The organism is Solilutibacter silvestris (genome assembly GCF_050574925.1).
Taxonomy (GTDB): domain Bacteria; phylum Pseudomonadota; class Gammaproteobacteria; order Xanthomonadales; family Xanthomonadaceae; genus Solilutibacter; species Solilutibacter silvestris_A.
Genome location: NZ_JBCMOO010000002.1, coordinates 830369 through 856799 on the forward strand (window position 1 = coordinate 830369; position 26431 = coordinate 856799).

26 protein-coding genes are annotated in these 26431 nt (G+C 64.9%); 12 read left to right on the forward strand and 14 right to left on the reverse strand.

Annotated features, from left to right (window positions below):
• Positions 1 to 64: 64 nt before the first annotated feature.
• On the reverse strand, positions 65 to 865 hold the full coding sequence (locus ABE093_RS04355; RefSeq protein ID WP_430760085.1) for a DsbC family protein: 801 nt from the start codon (positions 863 to 865) through the stop codon (positions 65 to 67).
• A gap of 75 nt (positions 866 to 940) precedes the next feature.
• Positions 941 to 1894, reverse strand: a complete 954-nt coding sequence (xerD, locus tag ABE093_RS04360; RefSeq protein ID WP_430759612.1) for a site-specific tyrosine recombinase XerD — start codon at positions 1892 to 1894, stop codon at positions 941 to 943.
• Positions 1895 to 1924: 30 nt separating this feature from the next.
• Here xerD and ABE093_RS04365 point away from each other — a divergent pair, with 30 nt between their 5' ends.
• The gene (locus ABE093_RS04365) at positions 1925 to 2386 is read left to right on the forward strand and encodes an RDD family protein (protein WP_430759613.1); all 462 of its coding nucleotides are present in this window, start codon (positions 1925 to 1927) and stop codon (positions 2384 to 2386) included.
• On the opposite strand, the gene lptG is transcribed toward ABE093_RS04365, so the two are convergent.
• Positions 2383 to 3486, reverse strand: a complete 1104-nt coding sequence (gene lptG / locus ABE093_RS04370) for an LPS export ABC transporter permease LptG (protein WP_430759614.1) — start codon at positions 3484 to 3486, stop codon at positions 2383 to 2385. The genes ABE093_RS04365 and lptG overlap by 4 nt on opposite strands.
• Positions 3483 to 4562 carry an LPS export ABC transporter permease LptF gene (lptF, locus tag ABE093_RS04375; protein ID WP_430759615.1) on the reverse strand — a complete coding sequence of 360 codons (1080 nt, stop codon included), beginning with the start codon at positions 4560 to 4562 and terminating at the stop codon, positions 3483 to 3485. The genes lptG and lptF overlap by 4 nt, the downstream gene beginning before the upstream one ends.
• Before the next feature lie 114 nt (positions 4563 to 4676).
• Between lptF and ABE093_RS04380 the strand changes: the two genes are divergently transcribed.
• The 4 genes from ABE093_RS04380 to ABE093_RS04395 are packed head-to-tail and all read left to right on the forward strand — an operon-like array spanning position 4677 to position 9636.
• A complete protein-coding gene (locus ABE093_RS04380; RefSeq protein WP_430759616.1) occupies positions 4677 to 6158 on the forward strand; it encodes a leucyl aminopeptidase in 1482 nt (493 codons plus the stop codon).
• Positions 6159 to 6163: 5 nt separating this feature from the next.
• The gene (locus ABE093_RS04385; RefSeq protein WP_430759617.1) at positions 6164 to 6589 is read left to right on the forward strand and encodes a DNA polymerase III subunit chi; all 426 of its coding nucleotides are present in this window, start codon (positions 6164 to 6166) and stop codon (positions 6587 to 6589) included.
• Positions 6590 to 6607: 18 nt separating this feature from the next.
• Complete coding sequence (locus ABE093_RS04390) at positions 6608 to 6796, forward strand: YqaE/Pmp3 family membrane protein (protein ID WP_430759618.1); 189 nt, start codon at positions 6608 to 6610, stop codon at positions 6794 to 6796.
• A 35-nt stretch (positions 6797 to 6831) separates the two neighbouring features.
• Positions 6832 to 9636, forward strand: coding sequence for a valine--tRNA ligase (locus tag ABE093_RS04395; RefSeq protein WP_430759619.1), 2805 nt, complete (start codon positions 6832 to 6834; stop codon positions 9634 to 9636).
• A gap of 342 nt (positions 9637 to 9978) precedes the next feature.
• Here the strand turns inward: ABE093_RS04395 and rimI are convergent, their stop codons facing one another.
• The 3 genes from rimI to pssA are packed head-to-tail and all read right to left on the reverse strand — an operon-like array spanning position 9979 to position 11509.
• On the reverse strand, positions 9979 to 10467 hold the full coding sequence (gene rimI, locus ABE093_RS04400; protein ID WP_430759620.1) for a ribosomal protein S18-alanine N-acetyltransferase: 489 nt from the start codon (positions 10465 to 10467) through the stop codon (positions 9979 to 9981).
• Positions 10464 to 10751, reverse strand: a complete 288-nt coding sequence (locus ABE093_RS04405; RefSeq protein ID WP_430759621.1) for a hypothetical protein — start codon at positions 10749 to 10751, stop codon at positions 10464 to 10466. The genes rimI and ABE093_RS04405 overlap by 4 nt, the downstream gene beginning before the upstream one ends.
• Entirely contained in the window at positions 10748 to 11509 is a 762-nt protein-coding gene (pssA, locus tag ABE093_RS04410) for a CDP-diacylglycerol--serine O-phosphatidyltransferase (RefSeq protein ID WP_430759622.1), read from the reverse strand. The genes ABE093_RS04405 and pssA overlap by 4 nt, the downstream gene beginning before the upstream one ends.
• A gap of 92 nt (positions 11510 to 11601) precedes the next feature.
• Between pssA and ABE093_RS04415 the strand changes: the two genes are divergently transcribed.
• Positions 11602 to 13311: a proline--tRNA ligase gene (locus ABE093_RS04415; RefSeq protein WP_430759623.1), complete on the forward strand. Its 1710-nt coding sequence runs from the start codon at positions 11602 to 11604 to the stop codon at positions 13309 to 13311.
• A 44-nt stretch (positions 13312 to 13355) separates the two neighbouring features.
• Entirely contained in the window at positions 13356 to 13703 is a 348-nt protein-coding gene (locus ABE093_RS04420; RefSeq protein WP_430759624.1) for a hypothetical protein, read from the forward strand.
• Between the two features lie 13 nt (positions 13704 to 13716).
• Here ABE093_RS04420 and ABE093_RS04425 read toward each other — a convergent pair whose 3' ends face one another.
• Positions 13717 to 14967: a threonine/serine ThrE exporter family protein gene (locus tag ABE093_RS04425; RefSeq protein ID WP_430759625.1), complete on the reverse strand. Its 1251-nt coding sequence runs from the start codon at positions 14965 to 14967 to the stop codon at positions 13717 to 13719.
• 71 nt (positions 14968 to 15038) lie between these two features.
• Between ABE093_RS04425 and ABE093_RS04430 the strand changes: the two genes are divergently transcribed.
• The 4 genes from ABE093_RS04430 to ABE093_RS04445 are packed head-to-tail and all read left to right on the forward strand — an operon-like array spanning position 15039 to position 18534.
• Positions 15039 to 16151 carry an MlaE family ABC transporter permease gene (locus ABE093_RS04430; RefSeq protein WP_430759626.1) on the forward strand — a complete coding sequence of 371 codons (1113 nt, stop codon included), beginning with the start codon at positions 15039 to 15041 and terminating at the stop codon, positions 16149 to 16151.
• Positions 16151 to 16984 (forward strand): ABC transporter ATP-binding protein, encoded by an 834-nt coding sequence (locus ABE093_RS04435; protein ID WP_430759627.1) that lies wholly within the window; start codon positions 16151 to 16153, stop codon positions 16982 to 16984. The genes ABE093_RS04430 and ABE093_RS04435 overlap by 1 nt, the downstream gene beginning before the upstream one ends.
• Before the next feature lie 3 nt (positions 16985 to 16987).
• Positions 16988 to 17914: an MlaD family protein gene (locus ABE093_RS04440; protein ID WP_430759628.1), complete on the forward strand. Its 927-nt coding sequence runs from the start codon at positions 16988 to 16990 to the stop codon at positions 17912 to 17914.
• Positions 17911 to 18534, forward strand: a complete 624-nt coding sequence (locus ABE093_RS04445) for an ABC-type transport auxiliary lipoprotein family protein (RefSeq protein ID WP_430759629.1) — start codon at positions 17911 to 17913, stop codon at positions 18532 to 18534. The genes ABE093_RS04440 and ABE093_RS04445 overlap by 4 nt, the downstream gene beginning before the upstream one ends.
• Here ABE093_RS04445 and ABE093_RS04450 read toward each other — a convergent pair whose 3' ends face one another.
• Complete coding sequence (locus ABE093_RS04450) at positions 18535 to 19110, reverse strand: alpha-ketoglutarate-dependent dioxygenase AlkB family protein (RefSeq protein WP_430759630.1); 576 nt, start codon at positions 19108 to 19110, stop codon at positions 18535 to 18537.
• Positions 19111 to 19176: 66 nt separating this feature from the next.
• On the opposite strand from ABE093_RS04450, the gene ABE093_RS04455 reads away from it, so the two are divergent.
• A complete protein-coding gene (locus ABE093_RS04455; protein ID WP_430759631.1) occupies positions 19177 to 20805 on the forward strand; it encodes a 4Fe-4S dicluster domain-containing protein in 1629 nt (542 codons plus the stop codon).
• A 59-nt stretch (positions 20806 to 20864) separates the two neighbouring features.
• On the opposite strand, the gene ABE093_RS04460 is transcribed toward ABE093_RS04455, so the two are convergent.
• The 5 genes from ABE093_RS04460 to ABE093_RS04480 form a co-directional block, all read right to left on the reverse strand.
• Positions 20865 to 21491, reverse strand: coding sequence for a CoA transferase subunit B (locus ABE093_RS04460; RefSeq protein ID WP_430759632.1), 627 nt, complete (start codon positions 21489 to 21491; stop codon positions 20865 to 20867).
• Positions 21491 to 22204, reverse strand: coding sequence for a CoA transferase subunit A (locus tag ABE093_RS04465; RefSeq protein ID WP_430759633.1), 714 nt, complete (start codon positions 22202 to 22204; stop codon positions 21491 to 21493). The genes ABE093_RS04460 and ABE093_RS04465 overlap by 1 nt, the downstream gene beginning before the upstream one ends.
• 75 nt (positions 22205 to 22279) lie before the next feature.
• Complete coding sequence (gene cysC / locus ABE093_RS04470; protein WP_430759634.1) at positions 22280 to 24085, reverse strand: adenylyl-sulfate kinase; 1806 nt, start codon at positions 24083 to 24085, stop codon at positions 22280 to 22282.
• Positions 24085 to 24987 carry a sulfate adenylyltransferase subunit CysD gene (cysD, locus tag ABE093_RS04475; protein ID WP_430759635.1) on the reverse strand — a complete coding sequence of 301 codons (903 nt, stop codon included), beginning with the start codon at positions 24985 to 24987 and terminating at the stop codon, positions 24085 to 24087. Before cysD ends, cysC begins: the two co-directional genes overlap by 1 nt.
• A complete protein-coding gene (locus ABE093_RS04480; protein WP_430759636.1) occupies positions 24984 to 26405 on the reverse strand; it encodes a mannose-1-phosphate guanylyltransferase/mannose-6-phosphate isomerase in 1422 nt (473 codons plus the stop codon). Before ABE093_RS04480 ends, cysD begins: the two co-directional genes overlap by 4 nt.
• Positions 26406 to 26431: the final 26 nt, after the last annotated feature.

Genomic DNA, 26431 nt, shown 5'->3' on the forward strand with positions numbered 1-26431 from the left:
TGGCGAATGGTCGTCTATTGTAACGGCCCTCGCCTCTTGCCGCCGGGTGGCGGACGACCTGGCTTTACTGCGTGGCTCCCGAATCGAGCCACTGCTTCATCCGCGTCGGGTCGAGATAGCCCGGCGCCGCATTGCCATTCGGCGCGACGATCATCGGGGTACCGGTCAGGCCCAGGCGGCGGCCGAGGTCGTACTCCATCGCCACCGGGTTGGTGCAGCGGGCGGCATTGATGCGCTTGCCGTTCTTGGCATCGGTCAGCGCCTTGCCGCGATCGGCCGAACACCACACCGCTTCCATCTGGCTGAAATCGTCGCTGGCCGGTCCCATGCGCGGGAAGGCCAGGTATTCGACGGCGATGCCCTGGGCGTTGTACTGGGCGATCTGGCTGTGCAGCTTCTGGCAGAACCCGCACTGGATGTCGGTGAACACGCTGACCGTGTACTTCGGATTGGCCGGCGCGAACACGATGCGCTGGGACGCCGGTACCTTGGCCAGTTCCTCGCGGCGCAGCGCCGCCATCGTGTCCTGGCTCAAGTCCTTCTTGGCGTTGACGTCGTAGAGATTGCCCTGCAGCACGTAGCGACCGTCATCGGAGACGTACAGGGTCTGGCCACCCACGATGAGCTCGCGGAAACCGGCTATCGGCGCGGCAGTCGCGCGATCGACCTTCAGCCCCGGATTGACCTTGTGCAGGGCATCGATGGCGCGCGCCTCGGGCGAACCGGCGGTGGGCTTGGCGATGGCGCCGGCAACCGGCACCGGTTTGGCATCGCCGGCCTTGGCGTTTTCGGCAGCCATGGGCTTGGCGCAGGCGGCCAGGCTGGCGGCCGCGGTCGCGGTAGCAAGAAGAAGGCGCGGGTTCATCAGGGTCCGGAGAATTCTGGTCACGGCGGCATTTTCGCATGGATCACCGGAAACACCGCCTCACAACCTGAACACCTAGCCGCGAGGGTGGTGGCGGGCATGCAAGGACTTCAATTGCTCGCGCGCCACCAGGGTGTAGATCTGGGTGGTCGAGAGCGCGCTATGCCCGAGCAGCATCTGCAGCGCGCGCAGGTCTGCGCCATGGTTGAGGAGATGCGTCGCGAAACTGTGGCGCAGCGCGTGCGGACTGACCCGGGCCGGATCGATTCCCGCGACCACCGCGTAGCGTTTGACCAGGCTCCAGAACGCCTGGCGGGTCAGTGGCTCGGCTTTCGTCGTCAGGAACAACGCTTCCAGCGTGCGTCGTCCGGCCAGCTGCGGGCGCGACTCGCGCAGATAGCGCTCCAGCCAATGCTGGGCTTCCTCGCCCAGCGGCACTAGGCGCTCCTTGTTGCCCTTGCCGCGCACGCGCAGCACACCTTGGCGCAGGTTGAGCGCAGTCGCCGGAAGATCGACCAGTTCACTCACGCGCAGGCCGCAGGCGTACATCAATTCCAGCATTCCGCGATCGCGCAGGCCTTCGGTGGTCTCGATATCCGGCGCCCCCAGCATCGCTTCGATCTGGCCCTCCGCCATCGCCTTGGGCAGGCTGCGCGGCATCTTCGGGCTGTCGAGCAATGCCACGGGATCATCGCTGCGCGCGCCGCGGCGAATGCGATCGGCGTAGAACATCCGCAGTGCCGACAACAGGCGTGCCGTACTGCGCGGCGAATAACGCTGTTCGCTGCGCCACGCCAGCAATCCGTAGAGATCGCTGCGATTGGCGTCGACCAGTTGCACGCGCTTGGTCGCGCACCAGCGCGCGGAACCTTCGAGATCGCGTCGATAGCTGTCCAGGGTGGCGCGCGCCAGGCCATGTTCGGCCCAGGCGGATTCCAGGCAGGATTCGATCGCGGCGATGTCGGCGTCGACCGCATCCGGCAGCTGCAGCGCGGCCATGCGGCGTTCGGCGGGAGTCCGTGCACTCATGCGCGCAGCCTAACGCTTATCCTTGTGAGGATGAACGCTCCCGATTCCGCTCCGCGTCCACGCGCCCTGCTCGGCTGGCGCCTGCTGTGCCTGACCTACGACTTCTTCCCGATGTTGGCGTTGTGGTTCGTCACGATCATCGTGATGCTGGCCATCAATCGCGGCGAAGCGGTGCAGAGCGGCACCTGGGCGGGCTGGCTGGAAACGCTGCTGATGTTTGCTGTCACCGGCGTCTACGCGACGGTCAGCTGGCGCCGCGGCGGGCAGACGATCGGGATGAAGCCTTGGCGGGTCTATGTCGATGCCGCATCCGGCGGACAGGCATCGTTGCGCGCGCTGTGGATCCGTTACCTCGTCGGCTGCGTGTCGCTGGGACTCGGCGGGCTCGGTTTCTGGTGGGCGCTGTTCGATCGCGATCGCCTCACCTGGCACGACCGCGCGAGCGGCACGCGCTTCGTGCGCGACCTGCAGCGGGATAGCGCGAGCGCTTAGCTCGAGCGCCGCCGGAACAGCAGCCACGAGATTCCCAGCATCACCACCACCGGGATCAGGTAGGCGATGCGGAAATCGAGCTTGAACGCGCCGGCCAGTCGCGCCATCTGCGTCTGCAGCATCATGAAGCCGATCGCGAACACGATGCCGAGGAACAGCCGCTTGCCGAGGCCGCCGCTGCGCAGCGTGCCGAACGCGAACGGAATCGCCGCCAGGCACAGCGCCAGCACGTTCAACGGATAGAACCAGTGCGACCAGTAGTGCTCCTCGACTTCGCCCGGGTCGAGCTGGTTGCGCTCGCGATACTCCAGCGCCTGCTTGAGATCGCTGGTGCTCATGTAGCGCGGCCGGCTCACCGTGCTGGCCAGCGCGGTGTCATCCAGCGTCGACTGCCACTGTTCCTGGTCGGCATGGGTCTTCTGCACGGCGTCGTCTGAGAACGTCATGCGGTCGACGCCCTTCAACACCCAGCCACCGGGCCGGTGTTCGCCGCTCTGGACGTAGGCGATCGACTTCAGCCGCCCGTTCGATTCGAATTCGTACAGGCGCATGCCGCGCAGTTCCAGCCAGCGATCCTTGCCGCTGTCGTGGTTCTGGCCTTCGGTCGCGCTGATGAAGGTATCGCCTTCGCGCGCCCACACGCCCTTGAACTGCAGCATGATCGTGTCGTTGGTCTTGCGCGCGGTGCGGTAGGCGGCGGCGCGGTCCTGCGCCCACGGCGACACCGTTTCGACGTTGATCATCATCACCAGCGTCATCAGGCCGACCACCATCGCCACCGCAAGGCTGATGCGACGACGCGACAGGCCGAGCGCGCGCATCACCGTCAGTTCGGAGGTCGCCGCCAGCTGGCCGAGCGCCAGCAGCGAACCGATCACCGCCGCAGTCGGGAAGTGGAAATACAGCCGGTACGGCAAGGTGTAGAGGCTGACGATCACCGCATCCATCGCCGTGAACGCGCCCTTGCCGACATTGCCCATCTCGGTGAGCACGCCGCCGATCATGAAGTCCATGCCGACGACGACGAACCACGCCGCCAGCACGTAGACCAGCACCACGCGGCCGATGTAGAGATCGTGGATTTTCGGGAACGGCATCATCGGCGCAATTTCCCCGGACTGCCGTCGCGGAAGTAGGACCAGAAAGCGAGTGCCAGCAACGGCACCACCAGCCACCACAGGCCGAGCGCGATCGGAATCTTGCCGTTGCCCAGCCATTGCTTGCCCAGCAACATCAACTGCGCCGCCAGCAGGTAGCCGACCACGCCGGTGACGATGCGGCCGTAGCGCGCCTGTCGCGGCGGACTGCGCGACAGCGGAATCGCCAACAAGGCCAGCGCCAGCGCCACCAGCGGCGGCGCGATGCGCCAATGCAGTTCGGCCTTGGCTTCGCGGGCCGGGGCGGCCAGCAATGCCGACGTCGGCTGGCTCTGGATGCGATCGTCGACGTCGCCGTTGTCGCGATCCGGCATCTTCACGTCATTGGTCTTGTATTGCAGCAGGCGGTAGTCGAGCGTGCCGGCGCCCAGCGGCCCTTCCACCTCGAAGCCGTCAGTCAGGCGCAGATAGCGCGCACGGCTGCCATCCAGCCACACCGTGCCGTCGGACGAAGTGGTCACGTCCATCCGGCCCTTCTTCTCGCGATAGATGAAGACGCGGCGGAAACGGCTGCCGTCCGCGGTCATGTCGCCGACGTAGACGACGCCATTGGCGCCCGGCAGCTGGGTGAACTTGCCCGGCTCCAGGCCGGCGATCAGCATGTTGCGATTGGCCTCTTTCACCATCGCTCGGCTGTAGCGGTCCGACCACGGCGCCAGCCACAGCGAGCACAGCGCGATCACCACCACCATCGGCAGGATCACTGGCAGCAGCGGACCCAGCAGGCGGCGCGGGCCAACACCGACCGACGCCAGCACCGGCATCTCGGCATCGCGATAGAGGCGGCTCATCGCCAGCAGCAGGCCCAGCATCAGCGCCAGCGGCAGGATCAGCGGCATCCAGCCGATCATCACCAGTCCGAGCTGGGCGAACATCATCCCGGCCGGCATGCGCCCGGTGGCGATGTCGCGCAGCACGTCCATGAAAGCCGCTCCGACCATCACCATCAGCAACACCACGAGCGCGGCGAACACCGACTGCAGGAATTCACGCATCAGGTACTTGTCGAGCGTCTTCATTCGGGGCAGTTGGGCCTGTTACCGCTAAACTAGTGGGTTCACGCGACGCAGTCCTGGGACCGTCCCCGCGCGGGGGGATGGGGGATTGTACGTAAGTCTGCAGGAATCTCGTTGATGGCCCTCGAATTTGCACTGAACCACGCCGATCCCGTTCACTTCGACACCGATTGCCTGGTGATCGGCCTGTTCGCCGACAAGACCTTCACCGCGACCGGCCAGGCCGTGGATCGCGCCAGCGGCGGCCATCTGTCCAAACTGGCCGAACGCGGCGACCTCTCCGGCAAGACCGGCGCCAGCGCCCTGCTCCATGACGTCGCCGGTGTCAGCGCGCCGCGCGTGCTGGTGATCGGGCTGGGGGATGCCGACAAATTCGCCACCCCGCAATACCTCAAGGCCGTGGGCGATGCCGCTCGCGCCCTGCGCACCGGCCCGATCAAGCGCGCCCTGTTCACCTTGAGCGAAGTGGCGGTCAAGGACCGAGATGCCGCCTGGGCGATCCGCCAGGCCGCGATCGCCGCCGACCACGCCTGCTACCGCTACGTCGCCACGCTGGGCAAGGACAACAAGAAGCGCGAGGAAACCGGTCTCGAGCATCTCGCCATCCAGGGCAGCGACGACCTCGCCCTCGCCCACGGCATCGCCATCGCCGGTGGTGTCGCCTTCGCCCGCGAACTCGGCAACCTGCCGCCGAACGTGTGCAATCCCGCCTACGTCGCCGAACAGGCGCAGTCCTTCGCGAAGAATTTCGACAAGGTCAGCTGCGAAGTGCTGGACGATGCCGCGATGGAAGCCCTGGGCATGGGCTCGCTGCTGGCCGTGGCGCGCGGCAGTGCGCAGCGCCCGCGCCTGGTCGTGCTGAAATTTTCCAACGCCGGCGATGCCAAGCCCTACGTCCTGGTCGGCAAGGGCATCACCTTCGATACCGGCGGCGTCAACCTGAAGACGCAAGGCGGCATCGAGGAGATGAAGTACGACATGTGCGGCGCCGCCAGCGTACTCGGCGCCTTCGTGTCGGCGGTCGGCATGGATCTTCCGATCAACCTCGTCGCCATTGCCGCTGCGGTCGAGAACGCCATCGACGGCGACGCCTATCGCCCGTCCGACGTCATCACCAGCATGTCCGGCAAGACGATTGAAGTGGGCAATACCGACGCCGAAGGCCGCCTGATCCTGTGCGACGCGCTGACCTATGCGCAGCGCTTTGAGCCGCAGGCGCTGATCGACGTCGCCACCCTGACCGGCGCGATGATGGTCGCGCTCGGCAAGTTCGCCACCGGCGTGATGACCAAGTCGAACGACGACCTCGCCCGCGAACTGATCGATGCCGGCGAAACCGTGTTCGACCGCGCCTGGCAGATGCCGCTGTGGGACGAATACCAGACCATGCTCGATTCCGCCTTCGCCGACGTCTACAACATCGGCGGACGCTGGGGCGGCGCGATCACCGCCGGCTGCTTCCTGTCGCGCTTCACCGAGGGTCAGCGCTGGGCGCACATGGACATCGCCGGCGTCGCCAATGGCGAGGGCAAGATGGGCATGGCCACCGGTCGTCCGGTCGGCCTGCTCAGCCAGTGGCTGCTCGACCGCGCCGCGTGAACTGAGTGCCACGCGCCGACTTCTACCTGATCGACAAGCCGCGGTTTCGCGAGGAACCGCTGCTGCTGGTGTGCGAACTCGCACGCAAGGCCTTCGAAGCCGGGCTCTACACGCTGGTGCTGACGCGCGACGCGACGCAGGCGGAAGCGCTCGACGACCTCCTGTGGTCGTTCGATCCCGACGCCTACATCCCGCACCAGATCGCCGGCAGCGACGAGGACGAGGACGAAGCCGCGGTGCTGATCGCCGCGCCCGACAATGATGTCGCCTTGCGCCCGCTGGTCATCAACCTGCGCGATGGCGTGGTTGAAGGCACGTTCGATCGCGTGCTGGAAGTCGTGCCCGCCGATCCCGCCGCGCGCGCGCCGTTGCGCGAACGCTGGAAGCACTATCAATCGAACGGATTCGACGTCAAGAAACACGACATGTAAGCCGATGAGAGAACACCGATGCGCCTGCTGATCGCCCTGCTCCTGCCCTGGTTCGCCTTCTTCACCATCGGTCGCCCGATCTCGGGCATCGTCTGCCTGATCCTGCACCTGACGGTGATCGGCTGGGTGCCGGCCGCGATCTGGGCCGCCTACGCCGTCAGCCAGTACCACACCGACCAGAAGATCCGCCGCGCGCTGCGCGGCTGATCCCCTCCATTCCAAGCACACGCTTCATTATCGACATGACCAACCTCGCCCAGAGCTACCAACCCGCCGACATCGAAAGCCGCCTGTACGCGCAATGGGAAGCGTCGGGCGTCTTCGCGCCGCAGGGCGATGGCCCCGCCTACACCATCCTGCTGCCGCCGCCGAACGTCACCGGCACGCTGCACATGGGCCATGCCTTCCAGCTGTCGCTGATGGACGCATTGGTGCGTTATCACCGCATGCGCGGCTTCCGCACGCTGTGGCAGGTCGGCAGCGACCATGCCGGCATCGCCACCGAGATGGTGGTGTCGCGCAATCTCGCGATCGCGGGGACCGGCGAAACCCGCGATTCGCTCGGCCGCGAGAAGTTCATCGAGAAAGTCTGGGAGTGGAAGGGCCAGTCCGGCGACAACATCGAACGCCAGATGCGCCGCATCGGCGCGTCGGGCGACTGGTCGCGCAAGACCTTCACGATGGACGAAGCGCCGTCCGCCGCAGTGATCGAAACCTTCGTGCGCCTGTTCGAGCGCGGCCTGATCTATCGCGGCCAGCGCCTGGTGAACTGGGATCCGGTGCTGCAGACCGCGGTGTCCGATCTCGAAGTGGTGAGCGAGGAAGAGAACGGCCACCTGTGGTCGATCCGCTACGACGTGATCGATGCCGAACCCGGCCAGCCCGACCATGTCGTGGTCGCGACGACGCGTCCGGAAACGATGATCGGCGATACCGCGGTGATGGTGCATCCGGAAGACGAACGCTACGCCGCCCTCGTCGGCAAGCGCGTGCGCCTGCCGCTGGTGGGTCGCGAAATCCCGGTGATCGCCGACGACTACGTCGATCGCGAATTCGGCACCGGCGTGGTCAAGGTCACGCCCGCGCACGACTTCAACGACTACGCCGTCGGCCAGCGCCACAACCTGCCGCTGATCAACATCTTCACCGACGTCGCCTGCATCAACGACAACGCGCCGGAACAGTATCGTGGCCTCGATCGCGTTGCCGCCCGCAAGGCCGTGCTCGCCGATCTCGAAGCGCAGGGCCATCTGGTCGAGACCAAGCCGCATCGCCTGCAGGTGCCGCGCGGCGATCGCAGCGGCCAGGTGATCGAGCCCTACCTCACCGACCAATGGTTCGTGAAGATGGACGATCTCGCCAAGCGCGGCCTCGAACTGGTCGAAGGTGTTGATGGAAAGCCGGGCTCGGTGAAGTTCGTGCCGCCGAACTGGATCAATACCTATCGCCACTGGATGGAGAACATCCAGGACTGGACCATCAGCCGCCAGCTGTGGTGGGGCCACCGCATCCCGGCATGGTTCGACAACGCCGGCAATGTCTACGTCGCGCACGACGAGGAAGAAGCGCGCGCGCAGGCCGCGGCGAAGCACGGCGGCACCGCACCGGCGCTGCGCCAGGACCACGACGTGCTGGAAACCTGGTTCTCCTCGGCGATCTGGCCGATCAGCACCATGGGCTGGCCGAACGCGCAGGCGATGGCGGAACGCGGCTTCGATCGCTACCTGCCGACCAGCGTGCTGGTCACCGGCTTCGACATCATCTTCTTCTGGGTCGCGCGCATGATCATGATGACCGACGCGCTGACCGGCGAAGTGCCGTTCCGCGACGTCTACATCACCGGGCTCGTCCGCGACAAGGACGGCCAGAAGATGTCGAAGTCGAAGGGCAACATCCTCGACCCGATCGACATCATCGACGGCATCAGCGCCGACGCGCTGGTCGGCAAGCGCACCACCGGCCTGATGAAGCCACAGGACGCGCCCAAGATCGAAAAGGCGACGCGCAAGGAGTTCCCGGAGGGCATCGCCGCCCACGGCGCCGACGCGCTGCGCTTCACCATGTGCGCGCTGGCCGGCCCCGGCCGCGACATCAAGTTCGACCTCGCCCGTGCCGAGGGCTACAAGAATTTCTGCAACAAGTTGTGGAACGCGACACGCTTCGCGCTGGACAAGCTCGACGACAGCGTGAGCTTCAACGGCGTGCCGCAACCGAAGACCGATGCCGAGAAGTGGATCCTCGCGCAGCTGGCCAAGACGAGCGAAGAAGCGGGTGAACATTTCGCCAACTATCGCTTCGACCTGCTGGCGCAGACCTTGTACGAATTCGCCTGGAACCAGTTCTGCGACTGGTTCGTCGAACTCGCAAAGCCGGCGCTGAACGGCGAAGAGAAGGCCATCGCCAACTCCACCCGCCACACATTGTTGTTCGTGCTGGAACGCCTGCTGTGCCTGCTGCATCCGCTGGTGCCGTTCGTCAGCGAAGAGCTGTGGCAGGTCGTGGCGCCCAAGCTCGGCAAGTCCGGCAGCATCATGACCCAGGCCTATCCGCAGGCGTCGGATTTCGATGCCAGCGCCTACGGCCAGGCCAGCGACGACATCGAGTGGCTGAAGGCGATGGTGACGGCGTTGCGACGCGTGCGCAGCGAACTCGGCATTCCGCCGAAGAAGCAGGTCACGCTGCTGGTGCGCGGCGACAACGCGGGCGATACCGCACGGGTGTCGACCTTCAATGCGGCGCTGCGCTTCCTCGCCCGCATCGAGCACATCGAACGCCTTGATGGCGAACCGCCGGCCGCTGCGGCTGCGCGCGTCGGCGATCTCGACCTGTTCGTGCCGCTGGAAGGCCTGGTCGATCTCGACGCCGAACGCGTCCGCCTCGACAAGGAACTGAAGCGCGTCGAAGGCGAGCTGACCAAGTCGCAGAACAAGCTCGCGGCATTCGAAGGCAAGGCGCCCGCGCACGTGATCGAGCAGGAACGCCAGCGTCTCGGCGAGTGGACCGCACAGCGCGATGCCTTGGCGGGACAGCGCGCACGGTTGGGGTAACAGCATTGCACGCGCTGGCCTGGTGGGTGGCCAGCTCCAGTGCGTGGGACGCCGTGAATACGTCCATGTAGGCTCGTGCGCCGCATCCATGCGGCGCAACGCCCACGCCCCGGACTGGCGCACCCACCGCCGCGCGCGTGTTGCTGCCTTCTGAGAAAGAAGCGAAAAGCTCGCCACCGGCGGCGCCTGTGCGGTTCGTCCGTCTCGCCGACCATACGAGGCATGGATGCCGAGTCGAGCCTCCATGGATGGATTCACGGCGTGTCGGCGATACGGATAACCGCAGCAGGCGCTCAGCCGGGCGATGCTTTTGGCGAACGAGCCCGCCAAGCAGCACGTGCGTTAGTCGCCCAACAACTCCATCGCCATCACGATCGCGTCTTCGCGCTGGCCGTTCGCCGCCGGGTAATAGCGCGGACGCCGCCCGATCTCGTTGAAACCGATACCGTGGTACAGCGCGATCGCATGCGTGTTCGACGGCCGGACTTCGAGGAACATCTGCCGCGCACCACGCGTGCGCGCCAATTGCAGCAACGACGTCAGCAAGGATCGTCCCAATCCGCGCGACTGCACGCGCGGATCAATGCACAGATTGAGCAGATGACATTCATCGGCGGCGTGGCTCAGCACGCCATAGCCGAGCACGTCGCCAATCCCGTCTTCGAGCATCCATGCCGAATAGCCGGCGCGCAGGCAGTCGCGAAAAACCTTGCGCGACCACGGGTGCGGATACCCGCGTTCCTCGACCGCCATCACCGCGTCGAGATCGGTTTCGCGGATCGGGCGCAGGCGACCGGCCGGCATCGGTGGTGGCGACGGGATTGCGCTCACGATCGCCGCAACCGCCTCAGCAACGGCCACAGCGCGCGCTTGGCGGCGGCGTTGCCGCGCAATCCGGACAGCGGCTCCGCCAAGGCCAGCACGGCCTGTTCACGCGTTTCGCCACCCGCCGCCTTCAGCAGATTGCGCAACAACACATCACCGGTTTCCGCACGTGCACGCGGCGCATCGGGTGCGCTCGCCTCGGCCGTAGCGACGACATTCCCGCCGCCGAGGGCATAAAGCTCGATCCCCAGCTCGGCCAGGGCCTCGCGCTGGAAAGGATCCCAACTCACGCAGGCGTCCCCGGGCGACGGCGTACCAGCATCGTCACCGGACCGGACAGTGCATACAGTCCGAACACGCAGAGCAAGGTGCGCGCGGGCTCCAGCGCCAACGCGATCAACGCGATCACCACGCCCACCAGCATCATGAAGGGCACGCGTTCCGAACGCGGGCCGCTGCCACCGCCCTTGAAGCTGGTGTAGCGCACGCGACTGACCATCAGCAGCGCAACGATCGCCGTCAGCGCCAGGGCCGGCATGCTCAGTTCGTTGCCTTTCCAGCCCAGTCCGTGGAAGGTCCAGACGAAGCTCGACACCACGGCCGCCGCCGCCGGGCTGGCGAGGCCGATGAACCAGCGCTTGTCGACGGTGCCGACCTGGCTGTTGAAACGCGCCAACCGCAGCGCCGCGCAGGCGGCATAGAGGAAGGCCGCCAGCCAGCCGAGCTTGCCGGCAGTGGCGCCCTGGTCGCGCAGCGATTCCAGCGCCCAGTGATAGACCAGCAGCGCCGGCGCCATGCCGAAGCTGATCAGGTCGGACAGCGAGTCGTACTGCACGCCGAATTCGCTCTGGGTATTGGTCAGGCGGGCGACGCGGCCATCCAGCCCATCGAGGATCGCGGCGATGAAGATCGCGATGCAGGCGTGTTCGACCAGCCCCTGCGACGAGGCGATGATCGAGTAGAAGCCGGAGAACAGGGCACCGGTGGTGAACAGGTTGGGCAGCAGGTAGACGCTGCGGCGCGCGGGCGACGGGGTCGGGACACTCATTGGCGGCAGTGTACCCGGGACGCGTCGTTTTCGGCCGGAAATGCCTGCTGCATGGCACAATCGGGGGTCGTCGCACTTTGGATACTGCTGTAATGCGCCTCTCGCAATTCCATCTCAGGACCGAGAAAGAAACCCCCGCCGAGGCCGAGCTGACCAGCCACAAGCTGATGCTCCGGACCGGGATGATCCGCAAGCTCGCCGCCGGGCTCTACGCCTGGTCGCCGCTGGGCCTGCGTGTGCTGCGCAAGGTCGAGGGCATCGTCCGCGAGGAGATGAACCGCGCCGGCGCGATCGAGATGGCGCTGCCGCTGATCCAGCCCAAGGAATTGTGGGAAGAAACCGGACGCTGGGAGAAGTTCGGCAACCAGCTGCTGAAGATCCAGGATCGCAAGGAGCAGGAATACTGCTTCAGCCCCACCGCCGAAGAAGCGGTGACCGAGTTCGCGCGCAACGAACTGACCAGCTACAAGCAACTGCCGATCAATCTCTACCAGATCAGCGCCAAGTTCCGCGACGAGATCCGTCCGCGCTTCGGCGTGATGCGCGCGCGCGAGTTCCTGATGAAGGATGCCTATTCCTTCCATCTCGACGATGACTCGCTGCACGCCGAATACCGCAACATGTACGACACCTACACCCGCATCTTCACCCGCCTCGGGCTGAAGTTCCGCGCAGTGGCGGCGGATACCGGCGCGATCGGCGGGAGTGCCTCGCACGAATTCCAGGTGCTGGCCGACTCCGGCGAAGACGCCACCGTGTTCTCCGACGGTTCCGATTACGCAGCAAACGTCGAGCTGGCGGAAGCGGTCTCGCCCGGTCCGCGTGGCGCCGCGACGGAAGCCTTGCGCGACATCGACACGCCCACGCAGAAGACCTGCGAGGACGTCGCCGCGTTGATGGGCATCCCGCTGCAACGCACCGCCAAGTCGGTGGCGATCGTCGGCAGCGATGCCGATGGCAACGACCCGTTCGTGCTGGCACTGGTGCGCGGCGACCACATGATCAACGAGATCAAGCTGGCCAAGCTGGTCGGCCTCGGCGAATACCGCCTGGCGACCGAAGCGGAAATCCTCGACCACCTTGGCAGCGAACCCGGCTTCCTCGGCCCGTTGAACGCGAAGAAGCCGATCCGCGTCATCGCCGATCGCAGCGTCGCGGCGATGTCCGACTTCGTGGTCGGCGCCAACAAACCCGGTTTCCACATCGCCGGCGTGAACTGGGGCCGCGACCTGCCGGAGCCGGAAGTCGCCGACATCCGCAATGTCGTCGCCGGCGACCCCTCGCCCGATGGCAAGGGCGTGTTGCAGATCGCGCGCGGCATCGAGGTCGGTCACGTGTTCGCGCTCGGCCGCAAGTATTCCGAAGCCATGAAGTGCACCGTGCTCGACGCCAACGGCAAGCCGGTCAATCCGGCGATGGGCTGTTACGGCGTCGGCGTGTCGCGCATCGTCGCTGCCGCCATCGAACAGAACAACGACGAGGCCGGCATCATCTGGCCCGAGGCGATGGCGCCGTGGACGGTCGCGGTGTGCGTGATCAACCCCAAGAACGATCCCCAGGTGGCTGCTGCCGCCGAGGCCCTGCACGACGAATTGCAGCAGCGTGGAATCGACGTGGTGCTGGACGACCGGGGCCTGCGCCCCGGCGCGATGTTCGCCGACATGGAGCTGATCGGCATCCCGCACCGGGTCGTGGTGTCGGAACGCGGCCTCGCCGCCGGCCAGTTCGAGTATCGTCACCGTCGCGCGGCCGAGGCGGAATCGCTGGACCGTGACGCACTGCTCGCCAGGTTGGGCGCCTGACGAGCGAGAATTCTTCACCGCAATCTCATGACCAAGGACGTGACATGACCACGAAGAAGACCGCGAAAAAGGCGACGAAGAAAGTCGCGAAAAAGACCGCCAAGAAAGTTGCGGCAAAGAAAGCCGCAACCAAGAAGGCTGTGAAAAAGGCTGCGAAGAAGACTGTCAAGAAGACCGCGACGAAGAAAACCGCAGCCAAGAAGATCGTCAGGAAGGTCGCGAAGAAGACTTCTGCAAAGAAGGCAACCACGAAGAAAGTCGCAACCAGGAAGATCCCGACGAAGAAGCCGGCGGGCATGAAGCTGCCGCCGCCCCCACCCATGCTGGCGATGGCAGAGGCGTCGCCACCTCCGCCGCCAACCGGGTCGACCAAGGACTTCCAGACCGGCTGAGCCCGGCGGTGCGTCAGAGATTGCGGCGCGCCGAGATCACCAGGTTGCCGAACAGCAGGCCGGCGATCAGTGCGCCAAGGATGTTGAGCACCGCCAGCAATGCCGCCTGCCCGGCCGTGGCGCTCTGTTCCTGCACCATCGTCATCAGGCCGCGCAGGCTCGCGCTTCCCGGCACCAGCAGGATGATGCCCGGCAGGCGCACGATCGCGCCGGGACGGTTGAAGTGCCGCGCGAATGCGTTGCCGATCGCGGTCATCGCGAACGCGGCGAGGAAGGTCCCGGCAACGCCATCGCCGGCCTGCCCGGCGAAGCGTGAAATCAGGTACCCGGCGATCGCCGACAGCATCACTACCGGGTAATCGCGGCGATCGGCGCGAAACACCACCGCGAATGAGGCTGCCGCGAGCAGCAGGCCGGCGCCTTCCACCCAGTCCGGCTGCGGGCGCGCATAACGGATTTGTGGATCGATGTTGAGCGCCTCGGCGCAGGCCAGCGCGATCATCACCCCGATGGTGAGCTTGAGGATCAACGTCAGCGCACCGGCGAAACGCGCGGTGCCCGAGACCAGGTGTTGACTGGTGAGCTCGTTGATGGCGTTGGTGAACGACATGCCGGGCAGCAACACCACCAGCGACGCGATGATCACGGTGTTGAGATTGAGCGGTGCCACGAAGGCCGCCACCAGGACCGCGACCGTCGCAGCGAGAATGCCCGCCATCGCCTCGGAACTTTCCTTGAGCGCACTGCGGCGACCGACGTAGTTCATCCAGCCACCAATCACCATTCCGGCAATGCCCGCAGTGGCGATGTCGAGCCATGGCAGCCGCAGCAATGCGGCAACCGCCAGCGAGATCAGGCCGAAACTCAGGGCTTCGGTCCAGAACCGCGGCGGCTTGCGACGTGCGTCGAGCGCGCGCAAAGCCGCCCGGCCTTCCTCCAGACCGATGTTGCCGCTGATGACCTCCTCGGCGATGCGATCGGTTTCGCTCAGGCGATAGAGATCGGTATCGCCGGGATTCAGGCGAATCACCCGCGTTTCGGTGAGTGGACTGGCCTGCGCCGGATCACGGAACGACAGGATCATCCCGGTCGGGTTCGACCACGGCTCGCATTCCACTTTCAACCGCCGTGCAACGCCCAGCACCGCGCCTTCGAGGCGCTGCGCGGTGGTCCCGCAGGTGTGCAGATGGGTCGCCAGCGCGACCAGGAAGTCGACGCGGGACTGGAACGGCGCGAGGGCGGGCATGACGGGCGGCATCGACATAGGATCGCACGCCGCAACACAACGATCAGCACCGACGCGGTAGGCTTGCAGGATTGCCATCCCCCGTCCCCATGGTCGATTCCGATTCCACCATCCGCCCCACCCTGCGTCGCGACGGCAACACCTTGCTGTTGTCCGGCGACTGGACGCTGCGGAATGTCGACGCCATCACCGCATCGATGAAGGGGCTGGCGCCGGGCCCGCGCGCGATCGACGCCAGCGGCATCCGGATGCTGGATTCGCTGGGCGCGCTGGCGCTGTTGCACCTGGCGCGTACCGTCAACATCGGCGAAGACGCGATCACCTTCAACGACAACCAGGCCGCGTTGATCGAGGCGATCCGCGAGGTCTCGGACGATCGCCCCGCGCCGCCACGCGATTTCGGCTTTCGCGCCGTGCTCGATCGCATGGGCCGCAGCGTGGTGCGCAACTGGCAACAGATCGTCACCCTGGTCGGTTTCCTGGGCGAAACGCTGGCGAAGATGGTACGGCTTGTCGGCCAGCCGCAGCGGATCCGGCTGACGTCCGTGGTGTTCCAGATGGAACAGGTCGGCCTCGACGCGGTGCCGCTGATCCTCCTGCTCAACTTCCTGGTCGGCGCGGTGATCGCCTTCCTCGGCGCCAACGTCCTCAAGGATTTCGGCGCGACCATCTTCGTGGTGGAACTGGTCGATATCTCCTTCCTGCGTGAATTCGCCGTGTTGCTGACGGCGATCCTGCTCGCGGGCCGCACCGCCAGCGCCTTCGCCGCGCAGATCGGTGCGATGGTGAGTCGCGAGGAAGTCGATGCGATGCGCACGCTCGGACTCGATCCGGTCGACGTGCTGGTGATCCCGCGCGTCATCGCCTTGCTGGTGATGCTGCCGCTGCTCACCTTCCTGGCGATGCTGGCCGGCCTGCTGGGCGGCATGACGGTCGGCGCCATGAGCCTCGACATTCCGATGCAGGCATGGATGTCGCGCATGGAAAGCACGATCGAAGTCCGTCATTTCGTGGTCGGCATCACCAAGGCGCCCTTCTTCGCGATGGTGATCGCACTCATCGGCTGCCTGCAGGGCCTGCAAGTGGAAGGCACCGCGCAATCGGTGGGCGAACGCACCACGTCCAGCGTGGTGCAATCGATCTCGCTGGTGATCGTGTTGGATGCGCTGGCCGCGATGTGGTTCATGTACATGGGATTCTGATGGACCATCACCACGCCACTGCAGAACACCACGGCGATGACGCGGATCTCGCGATCCACGTGCGCGGACTGGTCAATCGCTTCGGCACCCAAGTGGTGCACGATGACCTCGACCTCAATGTCCGCAAGGGCGAAATCCAGGGCATCGTCGGCGGATCGGGCACCGGCAAGTCGGTGTTGATGCGCACCATCCTCGGCTTGAACGAACCCGATGGCGGCAACGTGCGCGTGCTCGACCACAACCCGTTCGGCAGCGGCGCCGATCGCCATGCGATCGAACGCAACACCGGCGTGCTGTTCCAGGACGGCGCGCTCTTCTCGTCGCTGACCGTCGGCGAGAACGTCGAAGTTCCGCTGAAGGAACACCATCCCGATCTCGAACCACGCATCCGCAAGGAACTGGCGCTGCTCAAGGTCAAGCTCGCCGGCCTGCCCGCCGATGCCGTCACCAAGCTGCCATCGCAGTTGTCGGGCGGCATGCGCAAGCGCGCCGGACTGGCGCGCGCGCTGGCGCTGGATCCGCCGATCCTGTTCCTCGACGAACCGACCGCAGGCCTCGATCCCATCGGTGCCTCGCAGTTCGATGAACTCATCCTCACCCTCAAGCACGCCCTAGGGCTGACGGTATTCCTCATCACCCACGATCTCGATACCCTGTATGCGATCTGCGACCGTGTCGCGGTGCTTGCCGACCGCAAAGTGCTGGTCAATGCACCGTTGTCGGAAGTGGAACGCTACGATCAGCCGTGGGTGCAGGAATACTTCCACGGTCCGCGGGCACGTGCAGCGCAAGACGCCCAACGCCGCAACCTCATCGACCATACTGTTGGTTAAACGATGGAAACCAAAGCCAATTACGTTCTCATTGGTGCCTTCACGCTGATCGTCTCGGTGGGATTGCTGCTGTTCGGGCTGTGGGCGGCGAAGTTCGCCTCCGACCGCAACTGGAACCGTTACGAGGTGATCTTCAACGAGGCGGTGACGGGGCTCACCGAAGGCTCTTCGGTGCAGTACAACGGCATCAGCATCGGCACCGTGGAACGCCTCAAGCTCGATCCCAAGGATCCACGCCGGGTGCGCGCGCTGCTCAAGCTCAATGTCGAGGCACCGATCAAGGTCGATACCCGCGCCAAGCTGTCGCAGCAAGGCATCACCGGCAGCCCGTTCATCCTGCTCTCGGGCGGGGCGCCGCAATCCGCGCCATTGCTGCCGAGCGAAAGCAACGAGATTCCGATCATCCAGACCGAACCCTCGACGCTGCAGAACATCTCCGACACGGCGAGCAAGCTGGTCACGCGCCTCGACGAGATGCTGAGCGAAGACAACATCAAGCGTATCTCCGCGACGCTGGAAAACCTCAAGGCCACCACCGACAGCATCGCCTCGCAGCGCGAGGACATCCGCCAGTTGCTGGTGAACGCGCGCCAGGCCAGCGACGACCTGCGCACCACGCTGAAGAGCGCCAATGGCGCGATCGACAACGTCAACCGTGGCGTGATCGACAAGCTGCCGGCGACGATGGACAAGCTCGACAAGACCATCGCATCGCTGCAGGCCGCCGGCCAGAACGCCAATTTGCTGATCGACGAAAACCGCGCCCCGTTGCGCAGCTTCACCCGCGACGGCTTGCAGCAGCTGGCCCCGACGCTGGAGGAATTGCGCGCGCTGACGCGTGACCTGCGTGGGGTCGCCAATGGCCTCAACCGCAGCCCCGCCGGCTACATCCTGGGTCGCCAGCAGCCGAAGGAGTTCACGCCGAAATGAAGTCCACGCCGATGAAAATCACGCGCGCCCTGGCGGCCATCGCGATGCTGGCCCTGCTTGCCGGTTGCAGCATCCTGCCCAAGCACGAGGACATCACGATCTACACCGCGGTGGCGCAGTCCGCGCCCAGTCCGTCATGGCCGCAAGTGCGCGCGCAACTGGCGATTGCGCGACCGACTGCGGAACGCATGCTGGCCGATCCGCGCATCGTCGTGCGGCCGTCGCCCGGCGAACTGCAGGTTTATCGTGGCGCCACCTGGGCGGAACCGCCGCCGGAAATGGTCCAGCGCTCGCTGTTGCAACTGCTGGAAGACAGCGGCCGCCTCAAGGGCGTGGCGACGCGCGGCGGTGGCCTCAGCAGCGATTACGAACTGGCGACGGACATCCGGCGCTTCGATTCCGATTACGCCGGCGGCAACGCGCCGAATGCAGTGGTGGAGATCGCCGCACGGCTGGTTTCGAACGATGGTCGCGTGGTCGCGTTCCGGGTGTTTCATGCGGAGACTCCGGCGACATCCACTGCGGTACCCGCAGTCGCGCAGGCGTTCCAGCAATCGCTGGCGAAAGACAGCCAGGACATCGCGGGCTGGGCGCTGGGCACGATGGCGAACGGACGTTAACTAATCCGGATGCACGACGCGGAACGTCAGGTTGATGCGCGGCTGCTTCACCTTCGCGCTCTTCGGCAAGGCGTGCTTCCAGTATTGCTGCGTGCTGCCCGCCATCACCAGCAGGTCGCCGTGTTCCAGTGACCACTCCTGCTGGCGCTTCGGATCGTCGTTCGCGCGCAGCACGAAGCGCCGCGTCGCGCCGAGGCTGACCGACGCGATCAACGGGTGCGGCCCGAGCTCGCGCTCGTTGTCGCGATGCCAGCCGACGTAATCATTGCCGTTGCGGTAGAGGTTGGCCAGCGCGCTGTTGAACGGCGCCTCGAGCTTAAGCACCAGGCGTTCGCGCAATTCCGCCAGCGCCGGGGACCATGGCAATGGCTCGAAACGGCCGCCGGAATACGCGTAATCGGTGCCGGGGTCCCCCAGCCAGCAGCTCAGGCGCGGCGAATCGACCCAGCGCCCGAACATGCGAATCCGGTGCACCGACCACGGCAACTCCTGCAACAACGCCGCGAACAGGCGATCGGCGGCTTCCGGTGGAAGCCAGCCGCGTTCCAGCAGGACATCGGGATCGGGAACGGTCATGCCCCGGAGTTTGCCGCACCGGCGTGAAACCCGGACAATCGCGTTCATATCGACGAGGAACGCGACATGAGCCAGCTTGAACAGAGCCCGATCGAGCGGGACATCATGGAATACGACGTGGTCGTGGTGGGCGCCGGCCCGGCTGGCCTGTCCTTCGCGATCCGCCTCAAGCAACTGAGCCCCGAAACCTCGGTCTGCGTGATCGAGAAAGGCGCGACCGTCGGCGCCCACATTCTGTCCGGCGCGGTGATCGAGCCCGGCCCGCTCGATGCCCTGCTCCCCGGCTGGCGCGATGCCCCGCCGCCGATCTGCGTGCCGGCGACCGAAGACGAATTCTGGATGCTGTCCAAGACCGGGCATCGCAAGCTGCCGCTGCCGCCCGGCATGCACAACCATGGCAACTTCATCGTTTCGCTGAGCGCGCTGTGCGCTTGGCTGGCACCGCAGGCGGAGGCGCTCGGCGTCGAGATCTTCCCGGGCTTCGCCGCCGCGGAAACCCTGCACGACGATAGCGGCAAGGTGATTGGCGTGCGCATCGGCGACATGGGCATCGCCAAGGATGGCTCGCACAAGCCGGGCTTCACCGCCGGCATCGACATCCATGCCAAGGTCACCGTGCTCGGCGAAGGCGCACGCGGCTCGCTCACCAAGAAGCTGGTCAAGCGTTTCGCGCTGGATGCGAATTCCGATCCGCAGACCTATTCGATCGGCATCAAGGAACTGTGGCAGCTGCCCGCCGGTCGCGTCACGCCCGGCAAGATCGTCCATACCTTCGGCTGGCCCGCCGACAACCGCACCTACGGCGGCAGCTTCCTTTATCACCTGGACAAGGATCGCGTCGCCATCGGCTACGTCAGCGGGCTCGACTACCACGATCCCGACTACAAGCCGTGGGAAGCCTTCCAGCAATGGAAGGCGCATCCGCTGATCGCACCGCTGCTGGAAGGCGGCAACATCGTCTCCGCCGGCGCGCGTGCGATCGTCACAGGTGGCTGGCAATCGTTGCCGAAGGTGGAGATGCCCGGTGCACTCTTGATCGGCGACAGTGCCGGCCTGCTCAATGTGCCCAAGGTGAAAGGCACGCACCAGGCGATCCGTTCCGGCATGCTCGCCGCCGAACATCTCGCCGCGACGCAACTCGTCGCCGATGGTTTCGATGCCAAGCTGCGCGCCTCCGATGCGATGGCCGAGTTGAAGAAAGTCCGCAATATCAAGCCCGGCTTCAAGAAGGGCTTGTGGTTCGGCCTGGCGAACGCCGCTTGGGAAACCGCTACCGGCGGACTGTCGCCATGGACGCTGAAGCAGAGCGCGGATTATTCATCGCTCGACCGCCTCGGTACCGCCGAGCCAGCGCACGACTACGTGCAGCGCACGCTGGCGCCGCGCGATCGTCTGCAGGGCGTGTTCTTCGCCTCGACCTCGCACGACGAAGACCAACCGATCCACCTCAAGGTTACCGACACGAATATTTGCGCGACCAAGTGCGTCGAGGAGTTCGGCAACCCCTGCACGCGCTTCTGCCCGGCCGCCGTGTATGAAATGGTGGAAGACGCCAGCCAGCCGCATGGCAAGCGCCTGCAGATCAATGCAGCCAACTGCGTGCATTGCAAGACCTGCGACATCAAGGACCCCTACGAGATCATCAACTGGACCACGCCCGAAGGCGGCAGCGGGCCGAATTACCAGAATCTTTGATCGTCAAAAACGAAACGCCACCTTAAGGTGGCGTTTTTCTTGAATCAGCGCACCTTTGCTCAGTGCAACGGCACGCCTGTCTTCTCCTTCACCTCATCCTCGCTGACGCCTGTCGCAAGCTCCACCAGCTTCAGGCCTTGTGGCGTCACATCGAACACGCCGAGCTCTGTGATGATGCGATTGACCACGCCGAGGCCGGTCAGCGGCAGCGTGCATTGCGGGATGATCTTCGGCGAACCGGTCTTGGTGGTGTGTTCCATCAGCACCACGACCTTGCGCACGCCGGCGACAAGATCCATCGCGCCGCCCATGCCCTTGACCATCTTGCCCGGCACCATCCAGTTGGCGAGATCGCCCTTGTCGGTCACTTCCATCGCGCCGAGGATGGCAAGGTCGATGTGGCCACCGCGGATCATCGCGAAGGAGTCGTGGCTGCCGAAGAAGCTCGCGCCCGATACCGCGGTGACGGTCTGCTTCCCGGCATTGATCAGGTCGGCATCGATCTCGTCCTCAGTCGGGAACGGGCCGATACCGAGCAGGCCGTTCTCGCTCTGCAGCCAGACGTTCATGCCCTCGGGGATGTAATTCGCCACCAGCGTCGGCAGGCCGATGCCGAGGTTCACGTAAGCGCCGTCCGTGAGTTCCTTGGCAGCGCGTTGCGCCATTTCATCGCGATTCCAGGCCATTATTTGTCTCCCACGACACGCACGGTGCGTTGTTCGATGCGCTTCTCGGGATGCGCGTTGACGACAATGCGATCGACATAGATGCCCGGCAGGTGGACGTGGTCGGGATCGATCGAACCCGTCTCCACCAGTTCTTCGACTTCGACCACGCAGATCTTGCCGGCCATCGCGCAGGCAGGATTGAAGTTGCGCGCGGTCTCGCGGAACACCAGGTTGCCGGCGCGATCGGCCTTCCACGCCTTGACCAGCGACACATCGGCCTTGAGGGCTGTTTCCATCACGTAGTAGCGACCGTCGAATTCGCGGGTTTCCTTGCCATCCGCCACCACGGTGCCATAGCCGGTCGCGGTGAAGAACGCGGGAATGCCCGCGCCACCCGCGCGCAGGCGTTCGGCCAGCGTGCCCTGCGGATTGAATTCGAGTTCGAGTTCGCCGCCGAGGAACTGGCGCTCGAATTCCTTGTTCTCGCCGACATAGGACGAGATCATCTTCTTGATCTGGCGCGTCGTCAGCAGCTGGCCGAGGCCGAAACCGTCGACGCCGGCGTTGTTGGAGATCACGGTCAGGCCCTTGACGCCGGAGTCGCGCAAGGCAGCGATCAGCGCTTCGGGGATGCCACAGAGGCCAAAGCCGCCAACCGCGAGGGTCTGGCCGTCGGCGACGATGCCGGACAGCGCGGTGTCGGCGTCCGGATGAATCTTGGAAACGGTCATGTCGTGGGTCCGTTGCAGTACCCCCTTAGTGTAACGGGCGGAGATGACGCCGGCCCTTGCACTTCCGGACAGGGGTCAGCCGAGCAGGTCGAGGATGGCGCGGGCGCTTTCTGCCACGGACTGGCGGCCGGTATCAAGGCGCAATTCCGGATGCTCCGGGGGTTCATAAGGCGAATCGATGCCAGTGAAGTTCGGAAGTTTTCCGGCTCTTGCCTTGGCGTAGAGGCCCTTGGGGTCGCGCGATTCCGCGACTGCCAACGGCGTGTCGACGAAGACTTCCAGGAACTCGCCCGGTGCGAACAACTCGCGCGCCATTTCACGCTCGGCACGGAATGGCGAGATGAAGCTGACTAGTACCACCAGGCCGGCATCGACCATCAGTCGCGCCACTTCGGCGACGCGACGGATGTTCTCCACGCGATCGGCGGCAGTGAAACCGAGATCGCGATTGAGGCCGTGGCGCACGTTGTCACCATCGAGCAGATACGTGTGGACACCGCGCAGATTGAGTTGCGCCTCGACCGCATCGGCGATGGTCGACTTGCCCGCGCCGGACAAACCCGTCAACCAGATGCAACGCCCCTGGTGGCCCTTGATGCGTGCGCGTGCACCACGATCGACCTGCAATGCCTGCCAATGCAGGTTGCCGGAACGCCGCAGCGCGAAATCGATGACGCCAGCGCCCGCGGTGGCATTGCTGTGGCGATCCACCAGGATGAAGCCGCCAAGCTCGCGGTTGCCGGCAAACGCCTCGAATGCAACGGGTTGGTCGAGATGCCATTCGCAGGTCCCGATTTCGTTCATGCGCAGCTGCGTCGCTGAGAGATGTGCTCCACTCTCCACGTCCAGGCGATGCTTGAGCGTCGTCAGCGTCGCGCGGACACTGCGCGTTCCGACCTGCATCGCGTAGGAACGCCCCGGCAGCAACGGCTCGCCGTCCATCCACAGCACACGGGTCGAGAACTGATCCCCTGCGGGTGCCGGAACATTGGCATCGCAGAGCACGTCACCGCGCGCGACATCGAGTTCACGATCAAGCACCACCGTGATCGCATCGCCTTGGACTGCAGATTCAACCTCTCGATCCAGCCCGTAAACATGGGCGATCTTCGCATCGGTCCCTGCAGGTTCGACGCGGACATGATCGCCAGCCTTGATCACTCCAGCCACGACGGTTCCCGCGTAGCCGCGGCCATCGGGCAAACGATTCATCCATTGCACCGGCATGCGGAATGCCGTACTTGCGCTCGGCGGCACGGCTTCGGCGTCCTCCAGCACGTGCAGCAAGGTCGACCCCGAATACCACGCCATTCGTGACGATGCTTCGACCACGTTGTCGCCCGCCAACCCCGACAGCGGGATCGCCTCGAACGACAACTCGGCATGAAGCCGCTGCAAATGATCGCGATAACCGGACACGATGCCTTCGAATACATCGCGCGACCATTCGACCGCATCCATCTTGTTGACCGCGAGCACGACGCGGCGAACGCCGAACATCGCGACGATGGCGGTATGGCGCAATGTCTGCGGCAACAACCCCTTGCGCGCGTCCACCAGCACCACTGCAAGGTCGGCGGTGGATGCGCCGGTCGCCATGTTGCGGGTGTACTGCTCGTGGCCAGGGCAATCGGCAACGATGAAGCGCCGGGCCATCGTCGCGAACTGGCGATACGCAACGTCGATGGTGATGCCCTGCGTACGTTCGTCCTCAAGGCCATCGAGCAGTGCGGCAAAGTCGGGCGAAGCTCCGGCACCGACGCGCTGGTCATCGGTGAGGGAATCGGTATCGTGCAGCAGGCGACCAATCAGCGTGCTCTTGCCGTCGTCGACGCTGCCGCAGGTGATGAAGCGCAACAATGGGCGCGCGTTCGTCGTCATCAAAAATAACCCTCGCGCTTTTTGCGCTCCATCGACGCCGAGGGGTCGTGGTCGATCATCCGGCCCTGACGTTCCGACAGCCGCGATGCGCGCAACTCGGTGATCACTTCATCCAGCGTTTCGGCATCGGATTCGATCGCACCGGTGAGCGGATAGCACCCGAGCGTGCGGAAACGGACCTTGCGCATGATCGGTGCTTCCCCGGAAGCGAGCGGAAGGCGCGCATCATCGACCATGATCAACGCGCCTTCGCGTTCGACTACCGGACGCTCCTTCGCGAAATACAACGATGGCACTTCGATTCCCTCGCGCGCAATGTATTCCCAGACATCGAGTTCGGTCCAGTCCGAGAGCGGAAACACCCGCACGCTCTCGCCGGGGCCGAGTCGTGTGTTCCACAAATGCCACAACTCGGGCCTCTGCTGGCGTGGATCCCAGCGATGCTGCGCATTGCGGAACGAGAATACGCGCTCCTTGGCGCGCGATTTTTCCTCGTCGCGGCGAGCACCGCCGATCGCGGCATCGAAGCCGAATTTTTCGAGCGCTTGACGGAGTCCTTGCGTCTTCATCACGTCGGTGTGGACCGTCGCACCGTGACTGATCGGGCCAACGCCTTGGGCAATGCCATCGGGATTCATGTGCACATGCAGGGTCATGCCCTCCTCGACCACGCGACGATCACGGAAGGCGATCATCTCGGCGAATTTCCAGCCGGTATCGACGTGCAACAACGGAATCGGCGCGCGCGCTGGCCAGAATGCCTTGCGCATCAGGTGCATCAGGACGGAACTGTCCTTGCCGATCGAGTACAGGAGAGCCGGATTGCGGAAACAGACCGCAACCTCGCGGAGGATGCGGATGCTGTCGGCTTCAAGCCGGTCCAGGATCGCCTTTTCTGTCACGTCGTGCCTTGGCGCCCATAGATGTCTTCCAGCCGCTCGATGTCGTCCTCACCGAGATAGTGGCCAGACTGCACCTCGATCAGTTCCACCGGCTCGTCTGTGGTATTGCGCAGGCGATGCACGCTGCCCAATGGAATGAAGGTACTTTCGTTCTCGCGCAACGGGAAGGTTTTGTCGCCGCAGGTCACCTCCGCCGTTCCGGAAACGACAACCCAATGTTCGGCGCGTTTCTGGTGGCGCTGCAAACTCAATGTGCCACCGGGCTTGACGGTGATGCGCTTGACCTGAAAACGCGGCCCCATCGCCAGCGAATCGTAGCTACCCCAAGGGCGATAGACCTTGCGGTGGTGGAGATGCTCGGTGCGTCCTTCGTTCTTGAGTTGATCAACCACGGCCTTGACGTCCTGCGCACGATCCTTGTGCATGACCAGCGTAGTGTCTGGGGTATCAACCACCACCAGATCCTGCACGCCGAGTACTGCGACTAGTCGTTCAGATGCGGCATCTACCAAGCAATCCCTGGCATCGAAGGCAATCACGTCGCCACGCAGCGCATTGCCGTCAGAGTCACGCGCGGCGATTTCCCACAACGACGACCACGAGCCGACATCGCTCCAGCCGCAATCGACCGGAACCACCGCTGCGCGATCTGTCTTCTCCATCACCGCATAGTCGATCGAATCGCTCGGGCTCTGCTTGAAGGCCTCGGCATCGACGCGGATGAAATCGAGGTCGGGCGTAGTCGCGGCCAACGCGCGTTCGCAGGCTGCGAGGATCGCCGGCGCGTGTTTGCCCAACTCCTCGATGTAGCGATCAGCACGGAACAGAAACATGCCCGAGTTCCACAAATGGGCACCATCATGCAGATATTGTTGTGCACGTTCGAGATTGGGTTTCTCGACGAAGGCATCGACACGCCTGGCGTCACCAACCGCCGGTTCACCGACGCGGATATAGCCATAACCGGTTTCCGCGCGGTCGGGGCGAATGCCGAAAGTCACCAGCCAACCCTGCTCCGCCGCTTCGCGTCCCTGCGCAACGGCAGCAGCGAAGGCATCGACGTCACGGATCAGATGATCGGCCGGCAGGACCAGCATCAAAGCACCTGGATACTGCGCCTGCAGATGCAGGGCAGCCAGCGCGATTGCCGGCGCGGTATTGCGCCCAACCGGCTCCAGAAGGATGGCGGCGCTGCCAACACCGACTTGCTGTAGTTGTTCGCCGACAACGAAGCGGTGTTCGTCGGAAGCAATGGTCAGCACTGGCGCACTGTCGGGCAGGCGTGCAGCGCGCAATGCCGTCTGCTGGAACAGGGTCTGGTCGCCCGCCAGTGGCAGGAACTGCTTGGGCGTATTGCTGCGCGAACGCGGCCACAACCGCGTTCCGGAGCCGCCGCTGAGGATTACCGGGTAAAGCATGGGTCGCCCTTGAAACCGTGGAGACC

What these genes read in the sequence shown, in the direction of transcription:
- ABE093_RS04355 (WP_430760085.1), bottom strand. Translation starts at nt 865, where the DNA reads ATGAACCCGCGCCTTCTTCTTGCTACCGCGACCGCGGCCGCCAGCCTG.
- xerD (WP_430759612.1), bottom strand. Translation starts at nt 1,894, where the DNA reads ATGAGTGCACGGACTCCCGCCGAACGCCGCATGGCCGCGCTGCAGCTG.
- ABE093_RS04365 (WP_430759613.1), top strand. Translation starts at nt 1,925, where the DNA reads ATGAACGCTCCCGATTCCGCTCCGCGTCCACGCGCCCTGCTCGGCTGG.
- lptG (WP_430759614.1), bottom strand. Translation starts at nt 3,486, where the DNA reads ATGATGCCGTTCCCGAAAATCCACGATCTCTACATCGGCCGCGTGGTG.
- lptF (WP_430759615.1), bottom strand. Translation starts at nt 4,562, where the DNA reads ATGAAGACGCTCGACAAGTACCTGATGCGTGAATTCCTGCAGTCGGTG.
- ABE093_RS04380 (WP_430759616.1), top strand. Translation starts at nt 4,677, where the DNA reads ATGGCCCTCGAATTTGCACTGAACCACGCCGATCCCGTTCACTTCGAC.
- ABE093_RS04390 (WP_430759618.1), top strand. Translation starts at nt 6,608, where the DNA reads ATGCGCCTGCTGATCGCCCTGCTCCTGCCCTGGTTCGCCTTCTTCACC.
- ABE093_RS04395 (WP_430759619.1), top strand. Translation starts at nt 6,832, where the DNA reads ATGACCAACCTCGCCCAGAGCTACCAACCCGCCGACATCGAAAGCCGC.
- pssA (WP_430759622.1), bottom strand. Translation starts at nt 11,509, where the DNA reads ATGAGTGTCCCGACCCCGTCGCCCGCGCGCCGCAGCGTCTACCTGCTG.
- ABE093_RS04415 (WP_430759623.1), top strand. Translation starts at nt 11,602, where the DNA reads ATGCGCCTCTCGCAATTCCATCTCAGGACCGAGAAAGAAACCCCCGCC.
- ABE093_RS04420 (WP_430759624.1), top strand. Translation starts at nt 13,356, where the DNA reads ATGACCACGAAGAAGACCGCGAAAAAGGCGACGAAGAAAGTCGCGAAA.
- ABE093_RS04425 (WP_430759625.1), bottom strand. Translation starts at nt 14,967, where the DNA reads ATGTCGATGCCGCCCGTCATGCCCGCCCTCGCGCCGTTCCAGTCCCGC.
- ABE093_RS04430 (WP_430759626.1), top strand. Translation starts at nt 15,039, where the DNA reads ATGGTCGATTCCGATTCCACCATCCGCCCCACCCTGCGTCGCGACGGC.
- ABE093_RS04435 (WP_430759627.1), top strand. Translation starts at nt 16,151, where the DNA reads ATGGACCATCACCACGCCACTGCAGAACACCACGGCGATGACGCGGAT.
- ABE093_RS04440 (WP_430759628.1), top strand. Translation starts at nt 16,988, where the DNA reads ATGGAAACCAAAGCCAATTACGTTCTCATTGGTGCCTTCACGCTGATC.
- ABE093_RS04445 (WP_430759629.1), top strand. Translation starts at nt 17,911, where the DNA reads ATGAAGTCCACGCCGATGAAAATCACGCGCGCCCTGGCGGCCATCGCG.
- ABE093_RS04450 (WP_430759630.1), bottom strand. Translation starts at nt 19,110, where the DNA reads ATGACCGTTCCCGATCCCGATGTCCTGCTGGAACGCGGCTGGCTTCCA.
- ABE093_RS04455 (WP_430759631.1), top strand. Translation starts at nt 19,177, where the DNA reads ATGAGCCAGCTTGAACAGAGCCCGATCGAGCGGGACATCATGGAATAC.
- ABE093_RS04460 (WP_430759632.1), bottom strand. Translation starts at nt 21,491, where the DNA reads ATGGCCTGGAATCGCGATGAAATGGCGCAACGCGCTGCCAAGGAACTC.
- ABE093_RS04465 (WP_430759633.1), bottom strand. Translation starts at nt 22,204, where the DNA reads ATGACCGTTTCCAAGATTCATCCGGACGCCGACACCGCGCTGTCCGGC.
- cysC (WP_430759634.1), bottom strand. Translation starts at nt 24,085, where the DNA reads ATGACGACGAACGCGCGCCCATTGTTGCGCTTCATCACCTGCGGCAGC.
- ABE093_RS04480 (WP_430759636.1), bottom strand. Translation starts at nt 26,405, where the DNA reads ATGCTTTACCCGGTAATCCTCAGCGGCGGCTCCGGAACGCGGTTGTGG.